This window comes from Streptomyces sp. NPDC051218 (genome assembly GCF_044455475.1).
GTDB lineage: Bacteria > Actinomycetota > Actinomycetes > Streptomycetales > Streptomycetaceae > Streptomyces.
In genome coordinates, this window is the sequence record NZ_JBITEU010000003.1 from 91246 (window position 1) to 113840 (window position 22595).

21 protein-coding genes are annotated in these 22595 nt (G+C 68.3%); 6 read left to right on the forward strand and 15 right to left on the reverse strand.

Going from position 1 to position 22595, the window contains the following annotated elements:
* Positions 1-19 precede the first annotated feature (19 nt).
* The gene (locus tag ACIBCK_RS11465) at positions 20-664 is read left to right on the forward strand and encodes a LysE family translocator (RefSeq protein WP_399389099.1); all 645 of its coding nucleotides are present in this window, start codon (positions 20-22) and stop codon (positions 662-664) included.
* A 67-nt stretch (positions 665-731) separates the two neighbouring features.
* Here ACIBCK_RS11465 and ACIBCK_RS11470 read toward each other — a convergent pair whose 3' ends face one another.
* From ACIBCK_RS11470 to ACIBCK_RS11515, 10 genes are all read right to left on the reverse strand, one after another.
* Positions 732-1214, reverse strand: a complete 483-nt coding sequence (locus ACIBCK_RS11470) for a hypothetical protein (RefSeq protein WP_399389100.1) — start codon at positions 1212-1214, stop codon at positions 732-734.
* Positions 1215-1555: 341 nt separating this feature from the next.
* Positions 1556-2965, reverse strand: coding sequence for a nucleobase:cation symporter-2 family protein (locus tag ACIBCK_RS11475; protein ID WP_399389102.1), 1410 nt, complete (start codon positions 2963-2965; stop codon positions 1556-1558).
* Between the two features lie 137 nt (positions 2966-3102).
* Positions 3103-4461 (reverse strand): nucleobase:cation symporter-2 family protein, encoded by a 1359-nt coding sequence (locus ACIBCK_RS11480; RefSeq protein ID WP_399389758.1) that lies wholly within the window; start codon positions 4459-4461, stop codon positions 3103-3105.
* A 397-nt stretch (positions 4462-4858) separates the two neighbouring features.
* On the reverse strand, positions 4859-6247 hold the full coding sequence (locus tag ACIBCK_RS11485) for an 8-oxoguanine deaminase (protein WP_399389104.1): 1389 nt from the start codon (positions 6245-6247) through the stop codon (positions 4859-4861).
* Positions 6248-6295: 48 nt separating this feature from the next.
* Positions 6296-7708 carry a nucleobase:cation symporter-2 family protein gene (locus tag ACIBCK_RS11490; RefSeq protein WP_399389107.1) on the reverse strand — a complete coding sequence of 471 codons (1413 nt, stop codon included), beginning with the start codon at positions 7706-7708 and terminating at the stop codon, positions 6296-6298.
* 67 nt (positions 7709-7775) lie between these two features.
* Positions 7776-8699: a factor-independent urate hydroxylase gene (pucL, locus tag ACIBCK_RS11495; protein WP_367046046.1), complete on the reverse strand. Its 924-nt coding sequence runs from the start codon at positions 8697-8699 to the stop codon at positions 7776-7778.
* A 5-nt stretch (positions 8700-8704) separates the two neighbouring features.
* Positions 8705-9094, reverse strand: coding sequence for a hydroxyisourate hydrolase (uraH, locus tag ACIBCK_RS11500; RefSeq protein WP_367046044.1), 390 nt, complete (start codon positions 9092-9094; stop codon positions 8705-8707).
* Entirely contained in the window at positions 9094-9606 is a 513-nt protein-coding gene (gene uraD, locus ACIBCK_RS11505; protein ID WP_367046042.1) for a 2-oxo-4-hydroxy-4-carboxy-5-ureidoimidazoline decarboxylase, read from the reverse strand. The genes uraH and uraD overlap by 1 nt, the downstream gene beginning before the upstream one ends.
* Before the next feature lie 166 nt (positions 9607-9772).
* Positions 9773-10141, reverse strand: a complete 369-nt coding sequence (locus tag ACIBCK_RS11510) for a helix-turn-helix domain-containing protein (RefSeq protein ID WP_367046040.1) — start codon at positions 10139-10141, stop codon at positions 9773-9775.
* Complete coding sequence (locus ACIBCK_RS11515; protein WP_399389109.1) at positions 10138-10398, reverse strand: hypothetical protein; 261 nt, start codon at positions 10396-10398, stop codon at positions 10138-10140. The genes ACIBCK_RS11510 and ACIBCK_RS11515 overlap by 4 nt, the downstream gene beginning before the upstream one ends.
* Before the next feature lie 135 nt (positions 10399-10533).
* Between ACIBCK_RS11515 and ACIBCK_RS11520 the strand changes: the two genes are divergently transcribed.
* The 3 genes from ACIBCK_RS11520 to ACIBCK_RS11530 all read left to right on the forward strand — a co-directional run bounded on the left by ACIBCK_RS11520 (position 10534) and on the right by ACIBCK_RS11530 (position 14014).
* On the forward strand, positions 10534-11361 hold the full coding sequence (locus ACIBCK_RS11520; protein WP_399389112.1) for a TIM barrel protein: 828 nt from the start codon (positions 10534-10536) through the stop codon (positions 11359-11361).
* Positions 11362-11452: 91 nt separating this feature from the next.
* On the forward strand, positions 11453-12343 hold the full coding sequence (locus ACIBCK_RS11525) for a 2-hydroxy-3-oxopropionate reductase (RefSeq protein ID WP_367046036.1): 891 nt from the start codon (positions 11453-11455) through the stop codon (positions 12341-12343).
* A gap of 204 nt (positions 12344-12547) precedes the next feature.
* Complete coding sequence (locus ACIBCK_RS11530) at positions 12548-14014, forward strand: catalase (RefSeq protein ID WP_399389114.1); 1467 nt, start codon at positions 12548-12550, stop codon at positions 14012-14014.
* A gap of 517 nt (positions 14015-14531) precedes the next feature.
* On the opposite strand, the gene ACIBCK_RS11535 is transcribed toward ACIBCK_RS11530, so the two are convergent.
* From ACIBCK_RS11535 to ACIBCK_RS11545, 3 genes are all read right to left on the reverse strand, one after another.
* A complete protein-coding gene (locus ACIBCK_RS11535; protein ID WP_399389116.1) occupies positions 14532-15110 on the reverse strand; it encodes a YdeI family protein in 579 nt (192 codons plus the stop codon).
* A gap of 67 nt (positions 15111-15177) precedes the next feature.
* Positions 15178-16965: a glyoxylate carboligase gene (gene gcl / locus ACIBCK_RS11540; RefSeq protein WP_399389760.1), complete on the reverse strand. Its 1788-nt coding sequence runs from the start codon at positions 16963-16965 to the stop codon at positions 15178-15180.
* A 618-nt stretch (positions 16966-17583) separates the two neighbouring features.
* Positions 17584-17763 (reverse strand): hypothetical protein, encoded by a 180-nt coding sequence (locus ACIBCK_RS11545; protein WP_399389118.1) that lies wholly within the window; start codon positions 17761-17763, stop codon positions 17584-17586.
* Positions 17764-17911: 148 nt separating this feature from the next.
* Between ACIBCK_RS11545 and ACIBCK_RS11550 the strand changes: the two genes are divergently transcribed.
* Both ACIBCK_RS11550 and ACIBCK_RS11555 read left to right on the forward strand, forming a co-directional pair.
* Positions 17912-18271 (forward strand): hypothetical protein, encoded by a 360-nt coding sequence (locus ACIBCK_RS11550; protein ID WP_399389120.1) that lies wholly within the window; start codon positions 17912-17914, stop codon positions 18269-18271.
* Positions 18272-18302: 31 nt separating this feature from the next.
* Positions 18303-18851 (forward strand): GNAT family N-acetyltransferase, encoded by a 549-nt coding sequence (locus ACIBCK_RS11555; RefSeq protein WP_399389122.1) that lies wholly within the window; start codon positions 18303-18305, stop codon positions 18849-18851.
* Here ACIBCK_RS11555 and ACIBCK_RS11560 read toward each other — a convergent pair.
* Positions 18814-20445, reverse strand: a complete 1632-nt coding sequence (locus tag ACIBCK_RS11560) for an AMP-binding protein (protein ID WP_399389762.1) — start codon at positions 20443-20445, stop codon at positions 18814-18816. The genes ACIBCK_RS11555 and ACIBCK_RS11560 overlap by 38 nt on opposite strands.
* 160 nt (positions 20446-20605) lie before the next feature.
* The gene (locus tag ACIBCK_RS11565) at positions 20606-22300 is read right to left on the reverse strand and encodes an AMP-binding protein (RefSeq protein WP_399389124.1); all 1695 of its coding nucleotides are present in this window, start codon (positions 22298-22300) and stop codon (positions 20606-20608) included.
* Positions 22301-22595: the final 295 nt, after the last annotated feature.

Consider the following 22595-nt stretch of genomic DNA (forward strand, 5'->3'; position numbering starts at 1 on the left):
ACCGTTCGATCCTTGTCCCATGATCGGAACGAACGCGCTTCTCGGCGTCGCGGTGGTGTCCCTGGGCATGGTGCTCACGCCCGGCCCCAACATGATGTACCTCGTCTCACGGAGCATCACCCAGGGCAGGCGGGCCGGAACGATCTCGCTGGCCGGGGTCGCCGTCGGGTTCGTCATCTATCTGACGGCGGCCAACCTGGGCCTGTCGCTGGTCTTCCTCGCCGTCCCCCAGCTGTACGTGGCCGTGAAGCTGGCAGGGGCCGCCTACTTGGGGTGGCTGGCCTGGAAGGCGCTGAAGCCGGGCGGCACATCGGTCTTCTCCCACCAGGAGCTGGCACCGGACTCGCCCCGGCGACTGTTCTCCATGGGGGTCCTGACGAACCTCCTGAACCCCAAGGTCGCCATCATGTACGTCTCGCTCATCCCCCAGTTCATCGACCCGGCAGCCGGCCACACCCTCCTCCAGGGCTTCGTGCTCGGCGGCATCCAGATCGCGATCAGCCTGGGCGTGAACCTCGCCATCATCCTGGCTGCGGGCACCATCGCGGTGTTCCTGGCCCGCCGCCCTACGTGGCTGCGAATTCAGCGGTACGTGATGGGCACGGTGCTGGGCGCTCTCGCCATCAAGCTGGCGACGGACAGGGCCCCGGCGACGGCCGGTTGAGGAACCCCGGGCCCAGGGCGCGCCCCCGCCCCGCGCCCTGGGCCTCCTCACCTCCCTCGGACAGGGATCAGAACGGGTAGTACTGCTTGTTGCCGGCCTTACAGGTGTTGTTGGGGCCCCATTCGTTCTTGCACACGACGGCGCGGGCCCACTTGACGTTGTAGCCGATCCTCCACGTCCTGTTGTTGTACGAGTCACCGCCGCCGCTGCACCAGTCGTCCTGGGCCAGGTTGACCTTGAGCGTCTTGCCGGAGGTGGTCCTCGCGTGGAGCTGGACGTAGACCTCCTTGCTGTCGCAGCTCTTGTCCTTCGCGTAGGAGTCGATGTTGGAGAACGTCCCGCGGTGGCCCTTGGTGAACGTCCACTTGACCTTGCCGTAGCCCCAGCTCTCCGACTCGGCGGAACTCATCCGCTTCTTGGCGGCGGCAGCGGTGGTGGTCGTCTTCTGCGCGGGCGCGGCCGAGGCCTCGGCCATGCCCCCGGTGGCGAGCAGCGTGGCGCTGCTCACTCCGATGAGCGCGGTCTTGATGGAGCGTGATGCGATGAGCATGGTTCCCCCGAACCGTGGATTGCGGTCATCTTTCCGGTGACAACGCTGCCGGTCACCCGGCTCCGGAGGAAGAACTTTCGACGCTGCCCGAAACAGGATTCGCCCCCGATCCGGCCATCACGGCCACCGCCGACAGCCGGTGCGGCGACGGCCGCGAGGGTGCCGGGCAGGGTCGTCATCAGGCCGGCGGTGGGTCGGGTGCTTCGTGGCGGGTGCGGGCATGCCGCCGAGTTCAGCAGGGCCGTACAGCCCTGGTCCGGCACGTATGCGACACGGACGTGGCGCGGCGAGGGTGATGTCCGATCCCCGCGCACCGACCGAGCCGCGCCGCGCCGCTGGGCTCAGTGCGTGATCGCAGGCTCCGGATCGGTCGAACTCGCCCGACTCCCCAGGTGGTTGAACACCAAATTCAGCGCCACCGCCAGCAAGCACCCCGTAGAAATCCCCGACCCCAGGACGATTTGCGCCCAGGCCGGGAACGCGTCGTAGAAGCCGTCCGAGAGTGCCGGGGCCAGGCCCGCGCCGAGGGTGACCACCACGATCAGGGCGTTGTCGCCCCGGTGCAGGTCCGCCTGGAGCAGGGTCTGGATGCCGCTGACCGCGATGGAGCCGAAGAGGAAGAGGCTGACGGCGGCGAGGACCGGCATCGGGACCACGGAGATCAGCGCGGCAGCCGCCGGGCTGAGTCCGATCAGGACCAGGATCGCTCCGCTCAGCGCCACGACGAACCGGCTGCGCACCTTGGAGATGACGACCAGGCCGATGTTCTGCGCGAACGCGCTCGCGTGGAAGGCGTTGAAGAGAGGGCTCAGGGCCGAGCCGAGCGCGTCGGCGCGCAGGCCGCGGGCGATCGTCTTCTCGTCCACGTCCTTGTCGACGATCTTGCCGAGGGCGATCATGTCGGCCGTCGACTCCGTCAGGATCACCAGCATCACCACGCACATCGAGATGATGGCCGGGATGTTGAACTCCGGTGCTCCGAAGTGGAGTGGGGAGGGGATGCCGACCAGCGCGGCGTCGTCCAGCTTGGAGAAGTCGGCGAGGCCCATCGGGATCGCGAGCAGCGTCCCGAAGATCATCGCGAAGAGCATGCTGATCTGCTTGAGGAACCCCCGCGTGAAGCGCTGGAGCAGCAGCATGACCAGGACCGTCGCACCCGCGAGGCCGATGCTGCCCGGCTCCGGCGTACCCGTCGGCGAGTCGTCCACGATCCAGTCGTACGCGACGGGGATCAGCGAGACGCCGATCAGGGTGATGACAGAGCCCGTCACCACCGGCGGGAAGAAGCGGACCAGGCGTGAGAAGTATGAACTCACCAGGAAGCCGAAGACGCTCGACACGATGATCGCCCCGAACACGACCGGCATGCCTGCCTCGACGCCGCCCTGGGTCGTGATGATCGTCAGCATCACGCCGACGCCCGCGAACGAGACGCCGTTGACGAAGGGCAGCTTCGAACCGATGAAGTTGCCTATGCCCAGGGTCTGGAGCAGTGTCGCGATGCCCGCCATCAGGAGGCTGCCGCCCATGAGTACGGCCGTGTCCCCCGGCGACATCTTGGCGGCGACGGCCACGACCAGCGGGACGGAGACCGCGCCGGCGTACATGGAGGCGACGTGCTGGAGGCTTGCGACGAGCATCCGGCCCGGCGGCAGGATCTCGTCGACCGGATGAACTTCGGGGGCCGCGTCGGCGGGGTCGGCTGTGCCGACCGCCGGCGCCTTCTCGGCAGGGCGGGGCTGAGAACTCATGGGTGGCGCTTCTTCCGTGTGCGTGACGCCGGAAGTCGGTCCCGTCCCACGGGAGTTCACGAGGCGTGGGACAGGGCCGACTGCTATTCCGACTGGAAAGTAACTTCCGCGATGCGGGCGGCGTCACGCACGTTACGTCAGTGGGCCCCCGCCGGGGAAGACCCTTCGTGCACCCTCTGTTCAGCGATTTCTCCCCCGGGCTCCATCGGATTGGTCACGTCGTCGTCCTCGCCCCGCTTGCCGATGTGGTTGAAGACCAGGTTCAGCAGCACCGCCGCGACACAGCCCGTGGAGATGCCCGAGTCGAGGATGATCTTCGCGGTCTCCGGGAACGCGTGGTAGAACTCCGGCGCCGCGATCGGGATGAGGCCGACGGCCAGCGAGACGGCCACGATCAGGACGTTGTTGTCGCGCTCCAGGTTCGCCTTGACCAGCGTCTGGATGCCGCTCGCCGCGACCGAGCCGAACAGGACGACACCCGCACCGCCGAGCACCGGACGCGGTACGACGGCGATGAGCGAGGCGGCCATCGGGCACAGGCCCATCAGGACCAGGAAGCCACCGCCCACGGCGACGACGTACCTGCTGCGGATCTTCGTCATCGCGACGAGGCCGATGTTCTGTGCGAACGCGCTGCACATGAAGCCGTTGAAGAGCGGGCTGACCGCCGAACCGAGGCAGTCCGCGCGCAGGCCGGCCGCGATGGTCTTCTCGTCGGCGGGGCGGTCGACGATCTCGCCGAGCGCCAGCATGTCGGCGGTGGACTCGGTCATGGAGACGACCATCACCACGCACAGGGAGACGATCGCCGCCGCCGCGAACTGCGGGGCGCCGAAGTGGAACGGCGTGGGGAAGCCGACGATGTCCGCGTCGCCGACCGGGCTGAAGTCCGTGACGCCGAACGGGATCGCGATGAGCGTGCCGACGACGAGACCGAGGAGCACGGCGATCTGCTTGACGAAGCCGGTGGTGAAGCGGCGCAGGAGAAGGACGATCACGAGCGTGATGCCCGCGAGACCGAGGTTCTTCATCGAGCCGTAGTCGTCGGCGCCCGGAACGGGCCCCTGCGCCCAGCCGAAGGCCACGGGCATCAGCGAGATGCCGATGAGCGTGATGACCGTGCCGGTCACCACCGGCGGGAAGAAGCGTACGAGCTTGGAGAAGAAGGGGGCCGCGATGAAGCCGAGGACACCTGCGACGATCACCGCGCCGAAGATGATCGGCAGCGCGTCGTCCTTGTTGTCGGTCGATTCGACGACCGCGATCATCGGCGCGACACCGGCGAAGGTGACGCCGTTGACGAAGGGCAGCCGGGCGCCGATCTTCCAGATGCCGAGCGTCTGGAGGAAGGTGGCGAGGCCCGCGGTGAACAGACAGGCGCCGGTCAGGAAGGTGAGTTCCTTCGCGGAGAGGCCGATCGCCGCGCCCACGATGAGCGGCGGGGCGACGACACCCGCGTACATGGCCGCCACGTGCTGGAGGCCGGTCGTCGCCATCTTGAGCGGCGGGAGCTTCTGGTCGACGGGGTGGACGGCGCTTTCGCCGGCTATGGCGCTTTCGCCGTCGACTTCGGATGGGTCTGGGGTGGTGCCTTGCTTGGTGAACCTGGGCTGAGTGGCCACTGTGGCTCCTCCGGTTGTTTTCCAGTACGGGCGGCATTGCCGGCACTTTTCGCTTCTGGGAGGTGGTGCGTGGTGCAAGGACTTGCTCGGTATGAAGTTGTGGAGGGGTGCTGAGAGGTACCGGCGAAACCGGTGGGTGGTGCGCCCAGGTAGTACTGACCGCCCCGGGAACGTGAAGCTTTGGGCCACGTTCCGGGGCGGCACTTGAGCAGCCCGCTCGGCTGCTCAAGTCCGGTCAAGGGCCGTCCCCCCTGACCGGAGTTCCAGGTGTTCAGCTCCCGGCGGCGATCCGCGCGAGGCGCTGCGCCTCCTCCCGCGTGGAGCGGGCGATGGCGTCCTCGTCGACGTGCAGCAGACGATCGTTCTCGACGATCGGGCGGCCGTTGACGAGGGAGAGCGTGACCGGGGCCGCCGCGCCGAAGACGATGGCGGTCACCGGGTCGGCGATCGAGGAGTGCCCGATGCCGTCGATCTTCCAGAGGACCAGGTCGGCGAGCTTGCCCGGCTCGAGCGACCCGATCTGCGTGGAGCGGCCCAGGACCTGAGCGCCGCCGAAGGTGCCGAGGCGCAGGGCCTGACGTGCGTTCAGTGCGGCTTCGCGGTGAGCGCCGAGGCGGTTGATGAGCAGCGCGTTGCGCAGCTCGGTGTGGAGTTCGCCGGACTCGTTGGACGCGGTGCCGTCGACGCCGAGGCCGACCGGGACGCCCGCCTTCAGCATGTCCGGTACGCGGGCGATGCCTGCCGCCAGACGCGCGTTGGAGGAGGGGCAGTGCGCGACACCCGTGCCGGTGCGGGCGAACGCGGCGATGTCGGAGTCGTTCATGTGGACGCAGTGCGCCATCCACACGTCGTCACCGAGCCAGCCCGTCGACTCGAAGTAGTCGGTCGGGCCCATGCCGAAGAGCTCGTGGCAGAACTTCTCCTCCTCGACCGTCTCACTGCCGTGGGTGTGCAGACGTACACCCTTGGCGCGCGCCAACTCCGCGCCCTGCTTCATGAGTTCGGTCGAGACCGAGAACGGGGAGCAGGGGGCGACGGCGATCTGGGTCATCGCGTCGAAGGAGGCGTCGTGGTGCTTGTCGACGGTCTCGGCGGTCGCGGCGAGCGCGCCTTCGAGCGTCTCGACGGCGAAGTCCGGCGGCAGGCCGCCGTCCTTCTCGCTGCGGTCCATGGAGCCACGGGCGAGGGTGAAGCGCACCCCCATGTCGCTCGCGGCGCCGATGATGGCGCCGGACAGGTCACCCGAGTTCTTCGGGAAGACGTAGTGGTGGTCCATCGCGGTGGTGACACCGCCGCGGGCCATCATGCCGAGCGAACCCTGGGCCGCGGCCTTCACCATCTGCTCGTCGATGCGCGCCCACGTCGGGTAGAGCGCCGTCAGCCACTGGAACAGGTTGTGGTCGGTGGCCAGGCCGCGGGTGATCCACTGGTAGAAGTGGTGGTGGGTGTTGACCAGGCCGGGGGTCACCAGGTGACCGGTCCCGTCCACGCGGCGTACGACGTTCTGAAGACCCTCGGGAGCCTTCCCCGCGCCGATGGACTCGATCTTGTTGCCCGCGACGACGACGTATCCCGACGCGTACTCGGTGTCGTTCGCGTCGACGGTCGCGATCGCACAGTTCTCGATGACGATGCGCTGCAGGTCTGCCGGTGCTGCCATGGTGCTTCTTCCTTCACTTGTGTGTGGCGATGTGGGCACGGCATGACCCTAGGAAGATTTGAGTGCCGCGGCCGCGGGGCCACGGGTGCCGAGATGGTTGAAGAACAGGTTGAGCAGGACCGCCGCCAGCGCTCCCGCACTGATTCCGGAGCCGAGGACGGTCTGCGCCCAGGCCGGGAATTCGGCGTAGAAGGTGGGCGCGGCGAGCGGGATGATGCCCGCTCCGAGCGCCACGGCCACCAGGATGATGTTGGAGCTGTCGTCGAGGCCCGCCTCGGAGAGCGTGCGGATGCCGCTCACCGCGATGGAGCCGAACAGGACGATGCCCGCGCCGCCGAGGACCGGCATGGGGACCACGTTGACGACCGCTCCGAGTACGGGGAAGGCCCCGAGCACGATGAGCGCGCCGCCGGCGACGGCCACGACGTAGCGGCTGCGGACACGGGTCAGCGAGACGACGCCGACGTTCTGCGCGAAGGCGGAGGTCGGGAAGCCGCCGAAGACGGGGCCGACGAGGGTCGCGATGCCGTCGGTGCGCAGGCCGCGCGTGATGGTCTTGCCGTTCGTCTCGCGCTCGCAGATCTCGCCGAGGGCGAGCATGCCGGCCGCCGACTCGGTCATCAGGACCAGCATCACGATGCAGAGCGAGAGGATCGCGGCGGGCTGGAAGGTGGGGGCGCCGGCGGCGAACGGCGTCGGCAGGGCGGCGAGCGGGGCCGTCTGCACGGACGTGAAGTCGGCCATCCCGAAGGGGATCGCGGCGAGCGTCCCGATGAACATGCCTGCCAGCAGGGCGACTTGCTTGAGGAAGCCGCGGCCGAAGCGCTGGAAGAGCAGGATCACGACGAGGGTGAAGGCGGCGAGCGCCAGGTACTTCATGTCGCCGAACGTCGGGTCGGTGTCGTCCCCGCCCTGCGCCCACTTCACGGGCACGGGCATCAGCGTGACGCCGATGAGGGTGATGACGACCCCGGTGACCAGGGGCGGGAAGAAGCGCAGCAGTCTGCCGAAGAACGGGCCGATGGCGAGGCAGAAGACGCCCGCGACCATCACCGCGCCATAGATGGCCGGGAGTTGTGCGCCTTTGGCGTTGGTCTCCGCGATGGCGAGGATGGGCGCGATGCCCGCCGACGAGGCGGCGTTGACGAAGGGGAGCCGGTTGCCGACGAATCCTTTGACGCCGAGCGTCTGGAGGATGGTGGCGAGTCCGGCGATAAGCAGTCCCGCCGCGATGAGCCGGGTCTGGGCCACGGTGTCCAGGCCACAGGCCTGGCCGATGATCAGCGGCGGAGTGACGACGCCCGCGTACATGGCGGCGATGTGCTGGAGCGCGGCGGGGACGAGCCGCGAGGGGTGGAGCTTCTCATCCACCGGGTGACAGTCGGAGTTTGACTCGCTGTCAGCTATGTCCGATGGGGTGGAACACGGGCCTTTCGCCGGCCCCTTTGCAGGCTGTGCCATTGCTGCTGTTCCCTCCGGTGTGGCGCGCCCCCGTCCGCTGCGGACGGACGGGGGCGCGCGTCCCGTATCAGAGGTTGGTCATGTCGACCGGGATCTTCGGCTGGACCCCGTCCCTGAGAACCGTGGCCTCGATCAGGCCGTAGGGACGGTCCGCCGCGAAGTAGACCTCGTTGTCGTTCTTCAGCCCGAAGGGCTCGAGGTCCACCAGGAAGTGGTGGTTGTTCGGCAGCGAGAAGCGGATCTCGTCGATCTCGCTCCGGCTGTTGATGACGCGCGAACCCATTTGGTAGAGGGTCTGCTGCAGCGAGAGGGAGTACGTCTCGGCGAAGGCCTGCAGGATGTGCTTCTTGGCCTGCTCGTACGACTTCTCCCAGTTGGGCATCCGGTCCGCGTCGCTGGTCCAGTTGTAACGCCAGGCGGCCGACACGTCGGTGCACAGGATGCGGTCGTACGCCTCCTTCAGCGTCGTGTACTTGTCCTTGACGTAGCCCCAGAACTCCGAGTTGGTGGAGTTCATGACCGTGAGGTCCTTGAGCCCGGAGATGATCTCCCAGTTCTCACCGTCGAAGGTGATCTGGCTGGTGCGCAGCTCCTGGCCCTTGCGGGCGAAGGAGTGGTTGACCTCGTCCGAGCCGATGAACTTGGAGTTGTTGTCCGAGGTCGCGATGCGCTCCCAGGAGTACTCCTCGATCCGGATCCGAGCGCGGTGGATCGGCTCCTGCGTCGTCACGAAGTGACGGGCGAGGTGGATGCCGAACTGCTCGGCGGACTCGATGCCGTGCTCCTTGGCGAACGCGAACACCGTGTTCTTGGTGGTGTCGGTCGGCAGGACGTTGGCGTTCGAGCCGGAGTAGTGGACGTCGTCCATGTCGCCGGAGAGGGCGACCGAGACGTTCAGGTCCTTGATGTGGTGGGTGTCGCCGTCCCGCGTGATCTTGACGACGCGGTTCTCTGCTTTGCCGTACTGGTTCTGGCCGAGAATCGTGGGCATGTCTGCTAGCTCCCTCGGTAAACGGAGTAGCCGAACGGGTTGAGCAGCAGCGGTACGTGGTAGTGCTCGCCCGGCGTGACGGCGAAAGTGATCGCCACCTCCGGGAAGAACGCACCGCTGTCCCTTACGCGGGGGGCGTCCTGCTGCGCCTCGGCTTGCTTCTTGTCGAAGTACGCCTCGACCTCGAAGTCGAGTCGTACGTGTGTGGTCCCCTCCGGCAGGGCCGGAAGGTCCTTGCAACGCCCGTCCGCGTCGGTCGCGGAACCGCCGAGCGCCACCCACTCGGCGTCACGGCCACTGCGGGCGGTGAGCGAGATGGCGACGCCCTCGGCGGGGCGTCCGACGCTGGTGTCCAGGATGTGCGTGGACACCGAGGCGGTGGTGTCAGTGCTCATCAGTCCTTGTCCTCTTCTACGAGACGGGTGAGACGGATTCGGTTGATCTTCCCGAGTTCGGTGCGCACGATCTCGCGCTCCGCCTCGGCCGTGTTGCCGATCCGTGCCTTCATCGCGTCACGCATCTGCTCACCGGTTGCCCCGGTGGCGCAGATCAGAAAGACATGTCCGAACCGGTCCTGGTAGGCCAGGTTCAGTTCGAGCATCTCGGCCTTGAGTTCCTCGGAGGCCCCCGCCATGCCGCGCTGTTCACGCGACGACGTGGGGTCCCCGGGCTTCGGGCGGCCGATCGGCGGGTGCCCGGCCATCGCTTCGGCCAGATCCTCGGCGCTCAGCTCGGCCATGGCGGCGTCACTGGCGGCGAAGAGGGCTTCGACGGTGGGGAAAGGGCGCTGGGAGAGCAGTTTGCTTCCCCAGGCCGATGAGGCGCATGCCTCGTGGAGAGCGGCGGTGGCCGCACTCTCCTGCAAGGCGTTGAACCGGGCAAGGCCCGGCGTCGAGCTCGAAGTCACGGGTGCCTCCGTGGCCTTACGGCCTTGTGCTGGACGGGCTGCGGATAGCTAACGCCAGCCGAAACACCACGTCAACACTTTGTTGAAAACTTCGAGAAACAAAGACCGCCGTCCGGTTAACGGACGGCGGCCTTCCGCACCGCTCTGACCTGGGATGTTCGCGAGGTCAGGTGGAGCGGTTGAGGTAGTTGTACACAGTGAAGCGCGAGACGCCGAGCGCGCCGGCGACCGTCTCCACCCCGTGCCGCACAGCGAAGGCGCCTCGCGCCTCGAGTATCCGTACGACCTCCTGCTTGGCCTTGCGGTCGAGGTCCGACAGGGGCATCCCGCGCTTGCGCTCCAGGGCGAGCAGGATGTGGTCGAGGGAGTCCGCGAGCTGCGGAAGGCGTACGGCGACCACGTCCTCGCCCTCCCAGGCGAGGACGACGTCGTCGGTGCCCGCCTCGTCGGGGGGCACGATCTCGCCGCCCATGGCGTCCACGAGCGGCTTGACGGCGGCCACGAAGGGGCCGTGGTCGTCTCTGGCACCGGTCATTCGACGGCCTCCCCCGAGTCTCCGAGCACGTTCACCTGGAGCGAGACGCGCGTGGCACCCGCCTCCAGGGCCTTGCGCAGCAGCGCGTCGACGGCGGTCAGGACCTCGTCGGCGCCGCCTTCCGCGGTGTTACCGAAGGGGCCGACGTCCACGGCGTCGAGTTCGGCCCCCTGGATGACGTCCCGGGCCACCACCGCATGGGCGGGCGCCTCGTCCAGGTCGAAGGGTTCGGTCGTGAACTCCACTCTCAATCGCACGCGCACAACCTACTGCCGGCTGCTCCCGCGTGGTGATTTTCCGGCAGCCCCCTCTTGACAAGGGCGGATCCTCGACGGCAATCTTCCATCAGACAGAAATTAACTTCCGCTATACGGAAGGAGCGCGGAAGCCCCATGGGATACTCCGACCAGCGCTTCAATGTGAACCTGTCGATCCTCTTCACGGAACTCCCGCTCCTGGAGCGCCCCGCGGCTGCCGCCGCGGCGGGCTTCACGGCGGTCGAGCTGTGGTGGCCCTGGGTCGACGCCCCCACCCCCGAGCAGTCCGAGCTCGACGCCCTTCGGGCCGCGATCACGGACGCCGGCGTAGAGCTGGTGGGCCTGAACTTCTACGCGGGACAGCTGCCGGGACCGGACCGCGGCGCCCTGTCGATTCCGGGCGAGGAGAGCGAGAAGTTCCGCGCGAACCTCTCGGTGGCGGCGGACTTCGCCGAGTCCCTCGGCTGCAAGGCGCTCAACGCGCTGTACGGCAACCGGGTGGAGGGTGTCGACCCCGCCGTCCAGGACGAACTCGCCCTGGAGAACCTGGCGTTGGCGGCCCGCGAGGCCGACCGCGTAGGTGCGGTGCTGCTGATCGAGGCCCTGAACAAGCCGGAGTCGCCGCGCAGCCCGATCGTGAGCGCGGACGCGGCGATCGCCGTGATCGACAAGGTGAACTCCGCCACCGGGCTCGGCAACGCCAAGTTCCTCATGGACCTGTACCACCTGTCCATGAACGGTGAGGACCTGCCGGCCGTCATCGATCGGTACGTCGCACAGACCGCGCACGTGCAGATCGCCGACAACCCCGGCCGTGGGGCCCCCGGGACGGGGTCGCTGCCTCTGGAAGAGCTGCTGGACCAGCTCCAGAAGGCCGGATACGAGGGCTGGGTCGGCCTGGAGTACAAGCCGGGCGACCGGCCCAGCTCCGAGGCCTTCGGCTGGCTGCCCGCCGCCGACTAGTCCGCCGCTTCGCGGCGGGTGTCTCCCACCCGCCCACTTGGCACCCAGCACCCGATTCGTTGAAGTAGAAGAGTTTTAGAGAGGCTCCCTCATGAGCAACCTTCCCAAGATCGCGTGGATCGGACTCGGCATCATGGGGTCCCCCATGTCCGAGAACCTGATCAAGGCTGGTTACTCCGTCACCGGCTTCACCCTCGAGCAGGACAAGCTGGACCGCCTCGCGGCCGCCGGCGGCACCGTCGCCAAGTCCATCGCCGAGGCGGTCAAGGACGCCGACGTCATCGTCACGATGGTGCCCGCCTCTCCGCAGGTCGAGGCCATCGCGTACGGTGCGGACGGCATCCTGGAGAACGCGAAGTCGGGCGCGCTGATCGTCGACATGTCGTCGATCACCCCGCAGACCTCCGTCGACCTGGCCAAGGCCGCCAAGGACAAGGGCATCCGCGTCCTGGACGCCCCCGTGTCGGGTGGCGAGGCCGGCGCCATCGAGGCCGTGCTCTCCATCATGGTCGGCGGCGAGCAGGCCGACTTCGACGAGGCCAAGCCGCTCCTCGACGCCCTCGGCAAGACCATCGTGCTGTGCGGTCCGCACGGCTCGGGTCAGACCGTGAAGGCCGCCAACCAGCTCATCGTCGCCGTGAACATCCAGGCGTGCGCCGAGGCCGTCGTCTTCCTGGAGAAGTCCGGGGTGGACCTGACCGCCGCCCTCGATGTCCTGAACGGGGGGCTTGCGGGCTCGACCGTCCTGACCCGCAAGAAGGACAACTTCCTCAAGCGCGACTTCAAGCCCGGTTTCCGGATCGACCTGCACCACAAGGACATGGGCATCGTCACCGACGCCGCCCGCAATGTCGGTGCCTCGCTCCCGGTCGGCGCCGTGGTCGCCCAGCTCGTCGCCTCGCTGCGTACGCAGGGTGACGGCGGCCTCGACCACTCCGCGCTGCTGCGCGGCGTGGAGCGCCTCTCGGGCGCCGAGCTCTAAGCAGCCCCAAGGGTTTTTGCTAGAGCTCCCTCAACTTCCGGGTCGCGGCGGCGCTGACACCTGTCCTGTCGCGCCCAGGCGTCGCCGCGGCCCGGAACCCTAACCTCAACTTCAACAAACTGTTGACGTAGCTGTTCAGGCGTACTTACGCTCACGTCACTTCAGCAGTTTCAGTAGTCCGTACGGAAGGTCAATCCCGCCACCATGTCGAAGCGTGTGCTCACGACCGAGTCCGGCGCTCCCGTCGCCGACAATCAGAACTCAGCCACCGCCGGCGTCGGTGGCCCGCTTCTCCTCCAGGACCAGCACCTCCTCGAGAAGCTCGCCCGCTTCAACCGCGAGCGCATCCCGGAGCGTGTGGTGCACGCGCGGGGTTCCGGTGCCTACGGCTACTTCGAGGTGACCGACGACGTCACCGCCTACACCTCCGCCGACTTCCTCAGCGCCATCGGCAAGCGCACCGAGACGTTCCTGCGCTTCTCCACGGTGGCGGACAGCCTCGGCGGCGCGGACGCGGTCCGTGACCCGCGCGGCTTCGCGCTGAAGTTCTACACCGAAGAGGGCAACTACGACCTCGTCGGCAACAACACCCCGGTGTTCTTCATCAAGGACCCGATCAAGTTCCCCGACTTCATCCACTCCCAGAAGCGCGACCCCTTCACGGGCAAGCAGGAGCCGGACAACGTCTGGGACTTCTGGGCGCACTCCCCCGAGGCGACGCACCAGGTGACGTGGCTGATGGGTGACCGCGGCATCCCCGCGTCGTACCGCCACATGAACGGCTACGGCTCGCACACCTACCAGTGGACGAACGAGGCGGGCGAGGCCTTCTTCGTGAAGTACCACTTCAAGACGAACCAGGGCGTACGCAGCCTCTCGTCGGATCAGGCCGCCGAGCTCGCGGGCAAGGACGCCAACTCGCACCAGACGGACCTCCTCCAGGCCATCGAGCGCGGCGTGAACCCGTCCTGGACGCTGCACGTGCAGATCATGCCGGCGGCGGACGCGGCGGACTACCGCTTCAACCCCTTCGACCTGACGAAGGTGTGGCCGCACAGCGACTACCCGCTGCAGCGCGTGGGCCGTCTGGTCCTGGACCGCAACCCCGACAACGTCTTCGCCGAGGTCGAGCAGGCCGCCTTCTCCCCGAACAACTTCGTTCCGGGTATCGGCCCCTCCCCCGACAAGATGCTCCAGGGCCGCCTGTTCGCCTACGCGGACGCGCACCGCTACCGCCTCGGCGTCAACCACACGCTGCTCCCGGTGAACGCGCCGAAGGCCGTCCTCGGCGGCAAGGCCGACAACTACGGCCGTGACGGCCTGATGGCGTCCAACGCGTACGGCCGTGACCGCAAGAACTACGAGCCCAACTCGTACGACGGCCCGGCCGAGACCGGTCAGCCGCTCTCCGCCCCGCTGGCGATCCAGGGCCACACGGGCACGCACGAGGCTCCGCTGCACACCAAGGACGACCACTTCTTCCAGGCGGGCGAGCTGTACCGCCTGATGTCGGCCGAGGAGCAGGCGCGCCTGGTGGCGAACATCGCGGGCGGCCTCTCGCAGGTCACGCGTGACGACGTCATCGAGAAGAACCTGGCCCACTTCCACGCCGCCGACGCCGACTACGGCAAGCGCGTGGAGGAGGCCGTCCGCGCCCTGCGCGAGGACTAGAACTCCCGAGCTGCACCGGTGATCTGACGGGAGGTCAGCTCACCGGTGCTGTGCCCGCGCCACCACGGACCCGGATGAGGGGTGGTCCCGTGGTGGACCGGGCCGGACGAGGACCGCGGCGGCCTTGCGAGCCAGTGCGGTGGTAAAGGCCTTGCGATCCCCTTCTCGACCTGAGGGAAGAGGAACCCGCAGAGCCATTCGCAGCCGCCGCGGTCCCAGCCGTTTTCTGGCCCCTGGGCCTTGGACCCACTCGGGTCCCTGGGCCATGGACCCCTATGACTCCGTCCGGCAGCGCGTATGCATGTTCCGCCAGTCGCGCGCGGTCGGGCGGCTACAACTTCACATGGCAGTACGGCATTTCAGCAGAGCCAGAGCGGCGAGTACGGACGGTCCCGTGCTCGCCGCTCTTTCGCGTGCGCTCGGCTTGGGCGTCCGGCCCGCCTGCACCTGCGGGTGCGTGGGGGCCGGCCGCGCAGTTCCCCGCGCCCCTAAGGGGCGCCCGCAGACGGCAGCCTGCCTAGCTCACCTTCTCGCCCGAAGCGAGCTTCGCGACCATCCGCTCCAGGCGGGTGGCACGCGTGGCGGGGGTTTTGGCCGTCATCAGGCGGTGCAGCACCACGTACTGGTCCGACTTGTTCAGGGCCTCGAAGGTCTCGCGAGCCGCCGGGGTCGCCTCCAGGGCAGCCCGCAGGTCGTCCGGGACCGTGGCGTTGCGCTGCGACTCGTAGGCGGCCTCCCAGCGCCCGTCCGCCTTGGCCGCCGCCACCTCCGCCAGGCCCGCCTCACGCATGCGTCCCGCGGCCGTCAGGGCCTCCACCTTCTGGACGTTCACCTTCGACCAGAGGCCTCGCGGCCGGCGCCGGGTGATCTTCTGGAGGTAGTACACGTCGTCGTACGACCTGCGCTGCCCGTCGATCCAGCCGTGGCAGAGTGCCGTGTCGATGATCTCCCCCGCCGTCACCGACGGGACGCCCGAGGCCTTCTTGGCGACCATCAGCCACAGGCCCGGTGCGGTGCCGTGGTGCGCGGCCAGCCAGGCGTCCAGCTCCGCGGCGTCCGCACAGGTCATGACGTGCAGGCCCTCAAGCGATTCCATCCGCACACACTAAAGGGGCGGCCCACCCCCCACGGGTGGACCGCCCCTGTCAGTGCTCAGCGCCGCGTCAGACCTTCAGCGGCCTGATGGCCGTGGGCGCGTGGCCCGGCTCTGTGGCGAGCTCCTCGAACTCCTTGACCGCGCTGATGTCGGCCGTGGGGCTCATGGAGATGTTGGTGATGCGCTCCAGGATCGCCTCGACGACGACCGGGACCTGGTGCTCCTGGGCCAGCTTCTTGGCCTTCTCGAAGGCCTCGCCCAGCTCGTTCGGGTCCGTGACGCGGATGGCCTTGCAGCCCAGGCCCTCGGCGACCTTGACGTGGTCGACGCCGTAGACGCCCAGCTCGGGGCTGTTCTGGTTCTCGAACTCCAGGTTGACCTGGAAGTTGATGTCCAGGCCGATCTGGGCCTGGCGGATCAGGCCGAGGTAGGCGTTGTTCACCAGGACGTGGACGTACGGGATGCGGTGCTGCGCACCGACCGCCAGCTCCTCGATCATGAACTGGAAGTCGTAGTCACCGGAGAGCGCGACGACCGGGGTGTCGCGGTCCGCGGTGGCGACGCCCAGGGCGGCCGGGATCGTCCAGCCGAGGGGGCCCGCCTGGCCGCAGTTGATCCAGTGGCGCGGCTTGTAGACGTGCAGCATCTGGGCGCCCGCGATTTGCGAGAGGCCGATGGTGGTGACGTAGCGCGTGTCCGGGCCGAAGGCCTTGTTCATCTCCTCGTAGACGCGCTGCGGCTTCATGGGGATGTTGTCGAAGTGCGTCCGGCGCTGGAGGGTTTCCTTTCGCTCCAGGTGCGATGCGACCCACGCGGAGCGGTCCGGGAGCTTGCCGGCGGCCTTGAGCTCCTTGGCGACCTCGACGAAGAGTTCGAGGGCGACCTTGGCGTCGGAGGCGATCCCGTAGTCCGGGGCGAAGATCTTACCGATCTGGGTCGGCTCGATGTCGACGTGGACGAACTTACGGCCCTCGGTGTACACGTCCAGCTTGTAGCCGGTGTGACGGTTGGCCCAGCGGTTGCCGATGCCGAGGACGAAGTCCGACTCCAGGAACGTGGCGTTGCCGTAGCGGTGGCCGGTCTGCTGGCCGACCATGCCCGCGTTCAGGTCGTGGTCGTCGGGGATGGTGCCCCAGCCCATCAGGGTCGGGACGACCGGGGTGTTGGTGATCTCGGCGAACTCGACCAGGAGGTCGGAGGCGTCGGCGTTGATGATGCCGCCGCCGGCGACGATCAGCGGACGCTCGGACTCGACCAGGTAGGTGATCGCCTTCTCGATCTGCGCGCGGGTCGCGGTCGGCTTGTAGACCGGCAGCGGCTCGTACGTGTCGATGTCGAACTCGATCTCGGTCTGCTGGACGTCGATCGGCAGGTCGATGAGGACCGGACCCGGGCGGCCCGAGCGCATCAGGTGGAACGCCTGCTGGAAGATGCCGGGGACCTGCGCGGCCTCCAGGACCGTGACGGCCATCTTGGTGACCGGCTTGGCGATCGTCGCGATGTCGACGGCCTGGAAGTCCTCCTTGTGGAGCAGGTGCGTCGGCGCCTGGCCCGTGATGCAGAGGATCGGGATGGAGTCACCGGTCGCGGAGTACAGGCCGGTGATCATGTCGGTGCCCGCCGGGCCCGACGTACCGATGCAGACGCCGATGTTGCCGGGGTTGGCGCGGGTGTAGCCCTCGGCCATGTGCGAGGCGCCCTCGACGTGCCGGGCGAGCGTGTGGTCGATGCCACCGCCCTGCTGAAGCGCCTTGTAGAAGGGGTTGATCGCCGCGCCGGGCACACCGAACGCGTTGGTGACGCCCTCGCGCTTGAGGATCTCGACTGCCGCACGGACAGCGGTCATACGGGCCATGGGGTTCTCCTGCTTCGACAACAGCTTCGACAGCTTCATCAGCTATGCGGCTGACGGATACGGCTGGCGGATCCGGCTCCCGTCGCGCCCCGCGGTGAGCTTCTGTTTCCGCATTGTGGAAATTATGTTCTGCTATATGGAAGCAATGTAGGGGGGCGCGGCGCAGACCGTCAAGAGATGTCCGGGAACCGGGCAGCGCGAAGAGGGCTTCCCGGCGGGCGAATTCGAGCCACACCGCCCGGGGGGGCTCGACCGTGGACGGTCCGCCGGGGGGGGCGTCGCAGCCCAGGGCACAGCCCGTGGAAGCAGGCTCAGGCTCTCGTGCGTCCAGCCACTCGGCGCGGTGCGTAGCCGCCATGTCGCCGGGCTGACCGACGCCGACGCCGCGGCACACGGGCGGCGCCCTGGCTCGCCACGGAGTACGCCCCCGGCCCGGCGCCGCGCATAGCCCCTGACGGTCACGTTGTTCTTGGCTCAACTGGCCCCCGCTACAAGCTCACTTGGGGGACTATGGACAGTACGAACCGGTGAGCGGTGACGGGTGAGGGTGATGACGGAGAGTGGCGTCCCGGTACGGTGCCCGGTCTGTCGGCGCGATCATGTGTACGCCCCGCCGTCCTACCCCTGCGCGTGCGGCGCCTCCGTGGTGCCGCCGGTGGCGCGCGGGGCGACGGTGACGCCTGTGACGGACCGGACGTGGGCGGACGAGTGGGTGACCGTGCGGTGCAGGACGTGCGGGCGCAGGGACCAGTGGCCGCAGCCCGAGCTGGGCTGCGCGTGCGGGGCGGTGCTGCGCATTCCGGTGCGGGCGGTACAGGCACCTTCGGACGCTCCCCCCGCTTCCCCTGCTCCTCCCGCTACGGCCGCTCCGGCTCGCCCTCCCCTCCCTCCGGCGCACATCTCGCTCCCCCGGACGGCCCCGACACCTCGGCCCGCCTTCCAACCGGTGCCGGTGCGTACGGCGCGGGACGCGGTGACGGTGGCGGGGCTGTATCTGCGGTGGCTCGGGTACGGGGACATCCGGGGAGCGGTCAAGCGAGCGCCTTCCGGGGTACGGGTGTCGGCCCGGGGCGTGCTCGCCCTGATCGAACCCTCCGTACAACCGACGTCACTGCGTGACGTGGAGTGCGTATGGCTCAGCGCGATGTCCGACGCCGTCACCTGCGTCTGCTTCTCCCTTGCGGGCTACGAGGAACCCGCCCGCGCCCGAGCGGACACCCTGTCCATCCCGTTGTTCGTCATCGACCTGACGGGAACCCCGCAGCCGGTGAACGGCGCGGCGGACGAGTTGGTGGCCGCGGGGTGAGCGGTGGTCGGGCCGACGGCATACTCGACAGATGCTGATCCGCCCAGCCACGACAGCCGAGCTTTCCGCGCTCCAGGACATCGAGCGCGCCGCAGGCGAACTCTTCCGCGCCCTGGACATGGCGCCGATCGCCGATGACGAGCCCCCCGGCATCGAGACCCTGGAAAGCTTCCGCAGAGCAGGCCGGGCCTGGGTGGCCACCGAGGCGGACGGGAGCGACCTCGCACCGCTGGCGTACCTCATCAGCGAGCCCGTGGACACAGCGGAGCACATCGAGCAGATCACTGTGCACCCCCGAGCGGCGCGCCGCCGCATCGGACAAGCCCTGATCGAGCACGCCGCCGACCGCGCCCGCGAGGAGGGCAGGGAAGCCCTCACGCTGACGACCTTCGCTGACGTCCCCTGGAACGCCCCGTACTACGCCCGCATCGGCTTCCGCGTGCTCGGCGAGACCGAACTCACCCCGGGGCTGCGGAAGATCCGCGCCCACGAGGCCGAGCTCGGCCTCGACCGCTGGCCGCGCGTGACCATGCGCCGCGATCTCACTCCGGCCGGGACTCCGCCCCGTACCGCTCCCTGAGTTCGATCTTCCGCACCTTCCCGGACACCGTCATGGGGAAGCTCTCCAGGAGTCGTAGTCCGGCAGGAATCTTGTAGTGCGCCAACTGCCCTTGGCAGAAGGCCCGCAGCTCCTCCAGGGTCAGCGGATCCTCCGGGTCCCGCAGGATCACACAGGCCAGCGGAACCTCCCCGTAGCGCTCGTCGGGGACACCCACCACCTGAACATCGGCGATCTTCGGATGGCCGTACAGAAACTCCTCGATCTCCCGCGGGTAGATGTTCTCGCCACCCCGGATGATCATGTCCTTGATGCGGCCGACGATCTGGACGTAACCGTCGTCCCGCATGACCGCCAGGTCACCGGTGTGCATCCAGCGCCCGGCGTCGATCACTTCCGTGGTGCGCGAGGGCTCGTTCCAGTAGCCGAGCATCACGCTGTAGCCCCGCGTGCACAGCTCGCCGGATACGCCACGCGGCAGTGTCACGCCACTGGCCGGGTCGACCACCTTCACCTCGATGTGCGGCAGTACCCGGCCCACCGTGCCGGTCCGCCGCTCCAGGTCGTCCGTGCGCCGCGTCTGCGTCGAGACCGGGGACGTCTCCGTCATCCCGTAACAGATGGAGACCTCCTCCATGTGCATCTCGGCGACCACCCGCTTCATCACCTCGACCGGGCAGGGCGAGCCCGCCATGATGCCGGTGCGCAGCGAACTCAGGTCGTACGAGGGGAAGTCGGGGAGGTTCAGCTCGGCGATGAACATCGTCGGTACCCCGTACAGCGACGTACAGCGCTCGCGCTCCACGGCGTGCAGCGTGGCGACGGGGTCGAAGGACGGGGCGGGGATGACGATGCATGCGCCATGGGACGTGGCGCCCAGATTGCCCATCACCATCCCGAAGCAGTGGTAGAAGGGCACGGGCAGGCACACCCGGTCCTGTTCCGTGTAACCGATGGTCCGGCCCACCCAGTACCCGTTGTTGAGGATGTTGTGGTGGGAGAGCGTCGCCCCCTTCGGGAAGCCGGTGGTACCCGAGGTGTACTGGATGTTGACGGGGTCGTCACAACTCAACGTGGCTTCACGAGCGGCCAGTTCGGCATCGGTCACCACCGCCGCGGCATCGAGCAGCTCGTCCCAGGAGCCGTCCTCGATGTAGTGCACGGACCTCAGCTCGGGACAGCCGGGCCGAACCTGATCCACCAGGGCCCGGTAGTCGCTCGACTTGTGCGCCTGCGTGGCGACCAGGACCGTCACTCCGGCCTGCTTGAGCACATACTCCAACTCGTGGGCGCGATAAGCAGGGTTGATGTTCACCATGATCGCGCCGATCCGCGCGGTGGCGTACTGCACGAGCACCCAATCGGCGCAGTTCACCGCCCAGATACCGACGCGATCCCCCTTGGCGACCCCGACCCCCATGAGCCCGCGCGCCAACTGCGCGACCGCGTCACCGAATTCGGCGTACGTCCATCGCGTCCCCGCCGCCACGTCCACCAACGCGTCCCGCTCGGGCCAGGCCTCGACGGCCCGGTCGAGATTGCGCCCGATGGTGTCCCCGAGCAGCGGCGTCGAACTGACGCCGTGGGCGTACGACAGCTCGCCCGGTCCAGCCATCTCGCCCGGTCCAGCCGTATCGCTCAGTCCGGCCGTCTCGCTCAGTCCACGCACCGCAGGCCCTCCCTTGTGAAGCACGGCGCCAAGTGTGACGCGGGGGTCAGCGCTGAGTCGACCCTCGAACGGATGCCGACGCCTTCGCGGAGCCGCGACGACGTGTTCAACTCCTGCCCCGCTCCAGCCACTCGTCCACCGCCCCCGACGCCGTCCGCTCCCGCAGATCGACCCGGCGGATCTTGCCGGAGATGGTCTTGGGGAGCTCCTCGGTGAACTCGATGCGCCTCAGGCGCTTGTAGGGGGCCAGCACCGACCGGGTGTACTCGAAGATCGCCTGTGCCGTCTCCTCGCCCGGCGCCCAGCCCTTCGCCAGCACGACGTACGCCTTCGGAACGGCGAGCCGCAGCTCGTCCGGCGCGGGGACCACCGCGGCCTCCACCACTGCCTCGTGCTCCAGCAGGGCGCTCTCCAGCTCGAAGGGGGACACCTTGTAGTCGGAGGACTTGAAGACGTCGTCACTGCGGCCGACGTAGGTGAGGTATCCGTCGGCGTCGAGCGATCCGATGTCGCCCGTACGGTAGTAGCCGTCCGCCATCGCCTCGGCCGTACGCTCGGCGTCGCCGTGGTAGCCGGTCATCAGGCCGACGGGCCTCGCCGACAGGTCCAGGGAGATTTCGCCCTCCGCCGCTCCCGGTGCGCCGGTGACCGGGTCCAGGAGCGTGACGCGGTAGCCGGGGCTCGGGCGGCCCATCGAGCCGGGGGTCAGGCGCTGGCCCGGGGAGTTGGACACCTGGACGGCGGTCTCCGTCTGGCCGAAGCCGTCCCGGATCGTCACGCCCCAGGCGCGGTTCACCGCCTCGATCACCTCGGGGTTCAACGGCTCTCCGGCCGCCACGACCTCCCTTGGCGGCGTGCACAGTTGGGTCAGGTCGGCCTGGATCAGCATGCGCCACACCGTGGGCGGGGCGCAGAAGCTGGTGACGCCCACTCGGTCCATCTCCGCCATCAAACTGGCGGCGTCGAAGCGCGTGTAGTTGTAGATGAAGACCGTCGCCTCCGCGTTCCAGGGGGCGAAGAGGTTCGACCAGGCATGCTTGGCCCAGCCGGGTGATGAGATGTTGAGGTGTACGTCGCCGGGCTTCAGCCCGATCCAGTACATCGTGGCCAAGTGCCCGACGGGGTACGACACATGGGTGTGCTCCACCAGCTTCGGCTGCGAGGTCGTCCCCGAGGTGAAGTACAGCATCAGGGGGTCGTCGGCGAGGGTGATGCCGTCCGGTTCGAAGGCTTGCGGGGCCGATGCGGTATCCGCGTAGGACAGCCAGCCTTCTCCCACTCCCTCGCTCGGGGAGTGTCCGACCGCGATCCTCGTGTACGAACCGGGTACCCCGTCGAACTTGTCGACGTCGTGGCCGCGGGTGATCACATGCCGCGCCCTGCCCCGCTCGATCCGGTCCCGCAGGTCGACCGTGCCGAGCAGCGGGGTCGCCGGGATCATCACGGCGCGCAGCTTCATCGCGGCGAGCGCGGTCTCCCACAGCTCCACCTGGTTGCCGAGCATCACCAGAATCCGGTCGCCGGCCGTGACGCCCTGCTCCCGCAGCCAGTTGGCCACCTGGTTCGAGCGCGTCGACAACTCCGCGTAACTGAAGCGCTGTTCGTCCCCGCCCTCCTCGGTGATGTGGAGGGCCGTGCGGTCGTTGCCGTCGGCGATCGCGTCGAACCAGTCGAGCGCCCAGTTGAACCGCTCGAACCGGGGCCAGCGGAACCCTTCGTACGCGGCGTCGTAGTCCTCGCGATGGCGCAGCAGGAAGTCCCTCGCCGCGCGGAACTCCTCCGTCACGCTCTTGTCCGTCATGAGTCACCGACCACCCTTCTCACATCTCCCACGCCGGAAGCCTCCGACCCGAAGCGTCGCCCTGCTCTGCTCTGCCCTGCCCTGCTCTGCTCTGCTCTCTTCTGCCCGAGCATGATCGCCCACAAGCGGTCCGCTACGTCGGCCAACTCATTCGGGTTCGGCGGACACAACGTAAGTCTCGTTCTCACCAAATGACGAGGAGACTCAACGACGCCGAGCGCCCACGCCGAATACGGCGACGAGGTTGAATGGGCTGCCGGATGGCGGCTGCCTCAGTGGCCGAACTCGGGTCGAG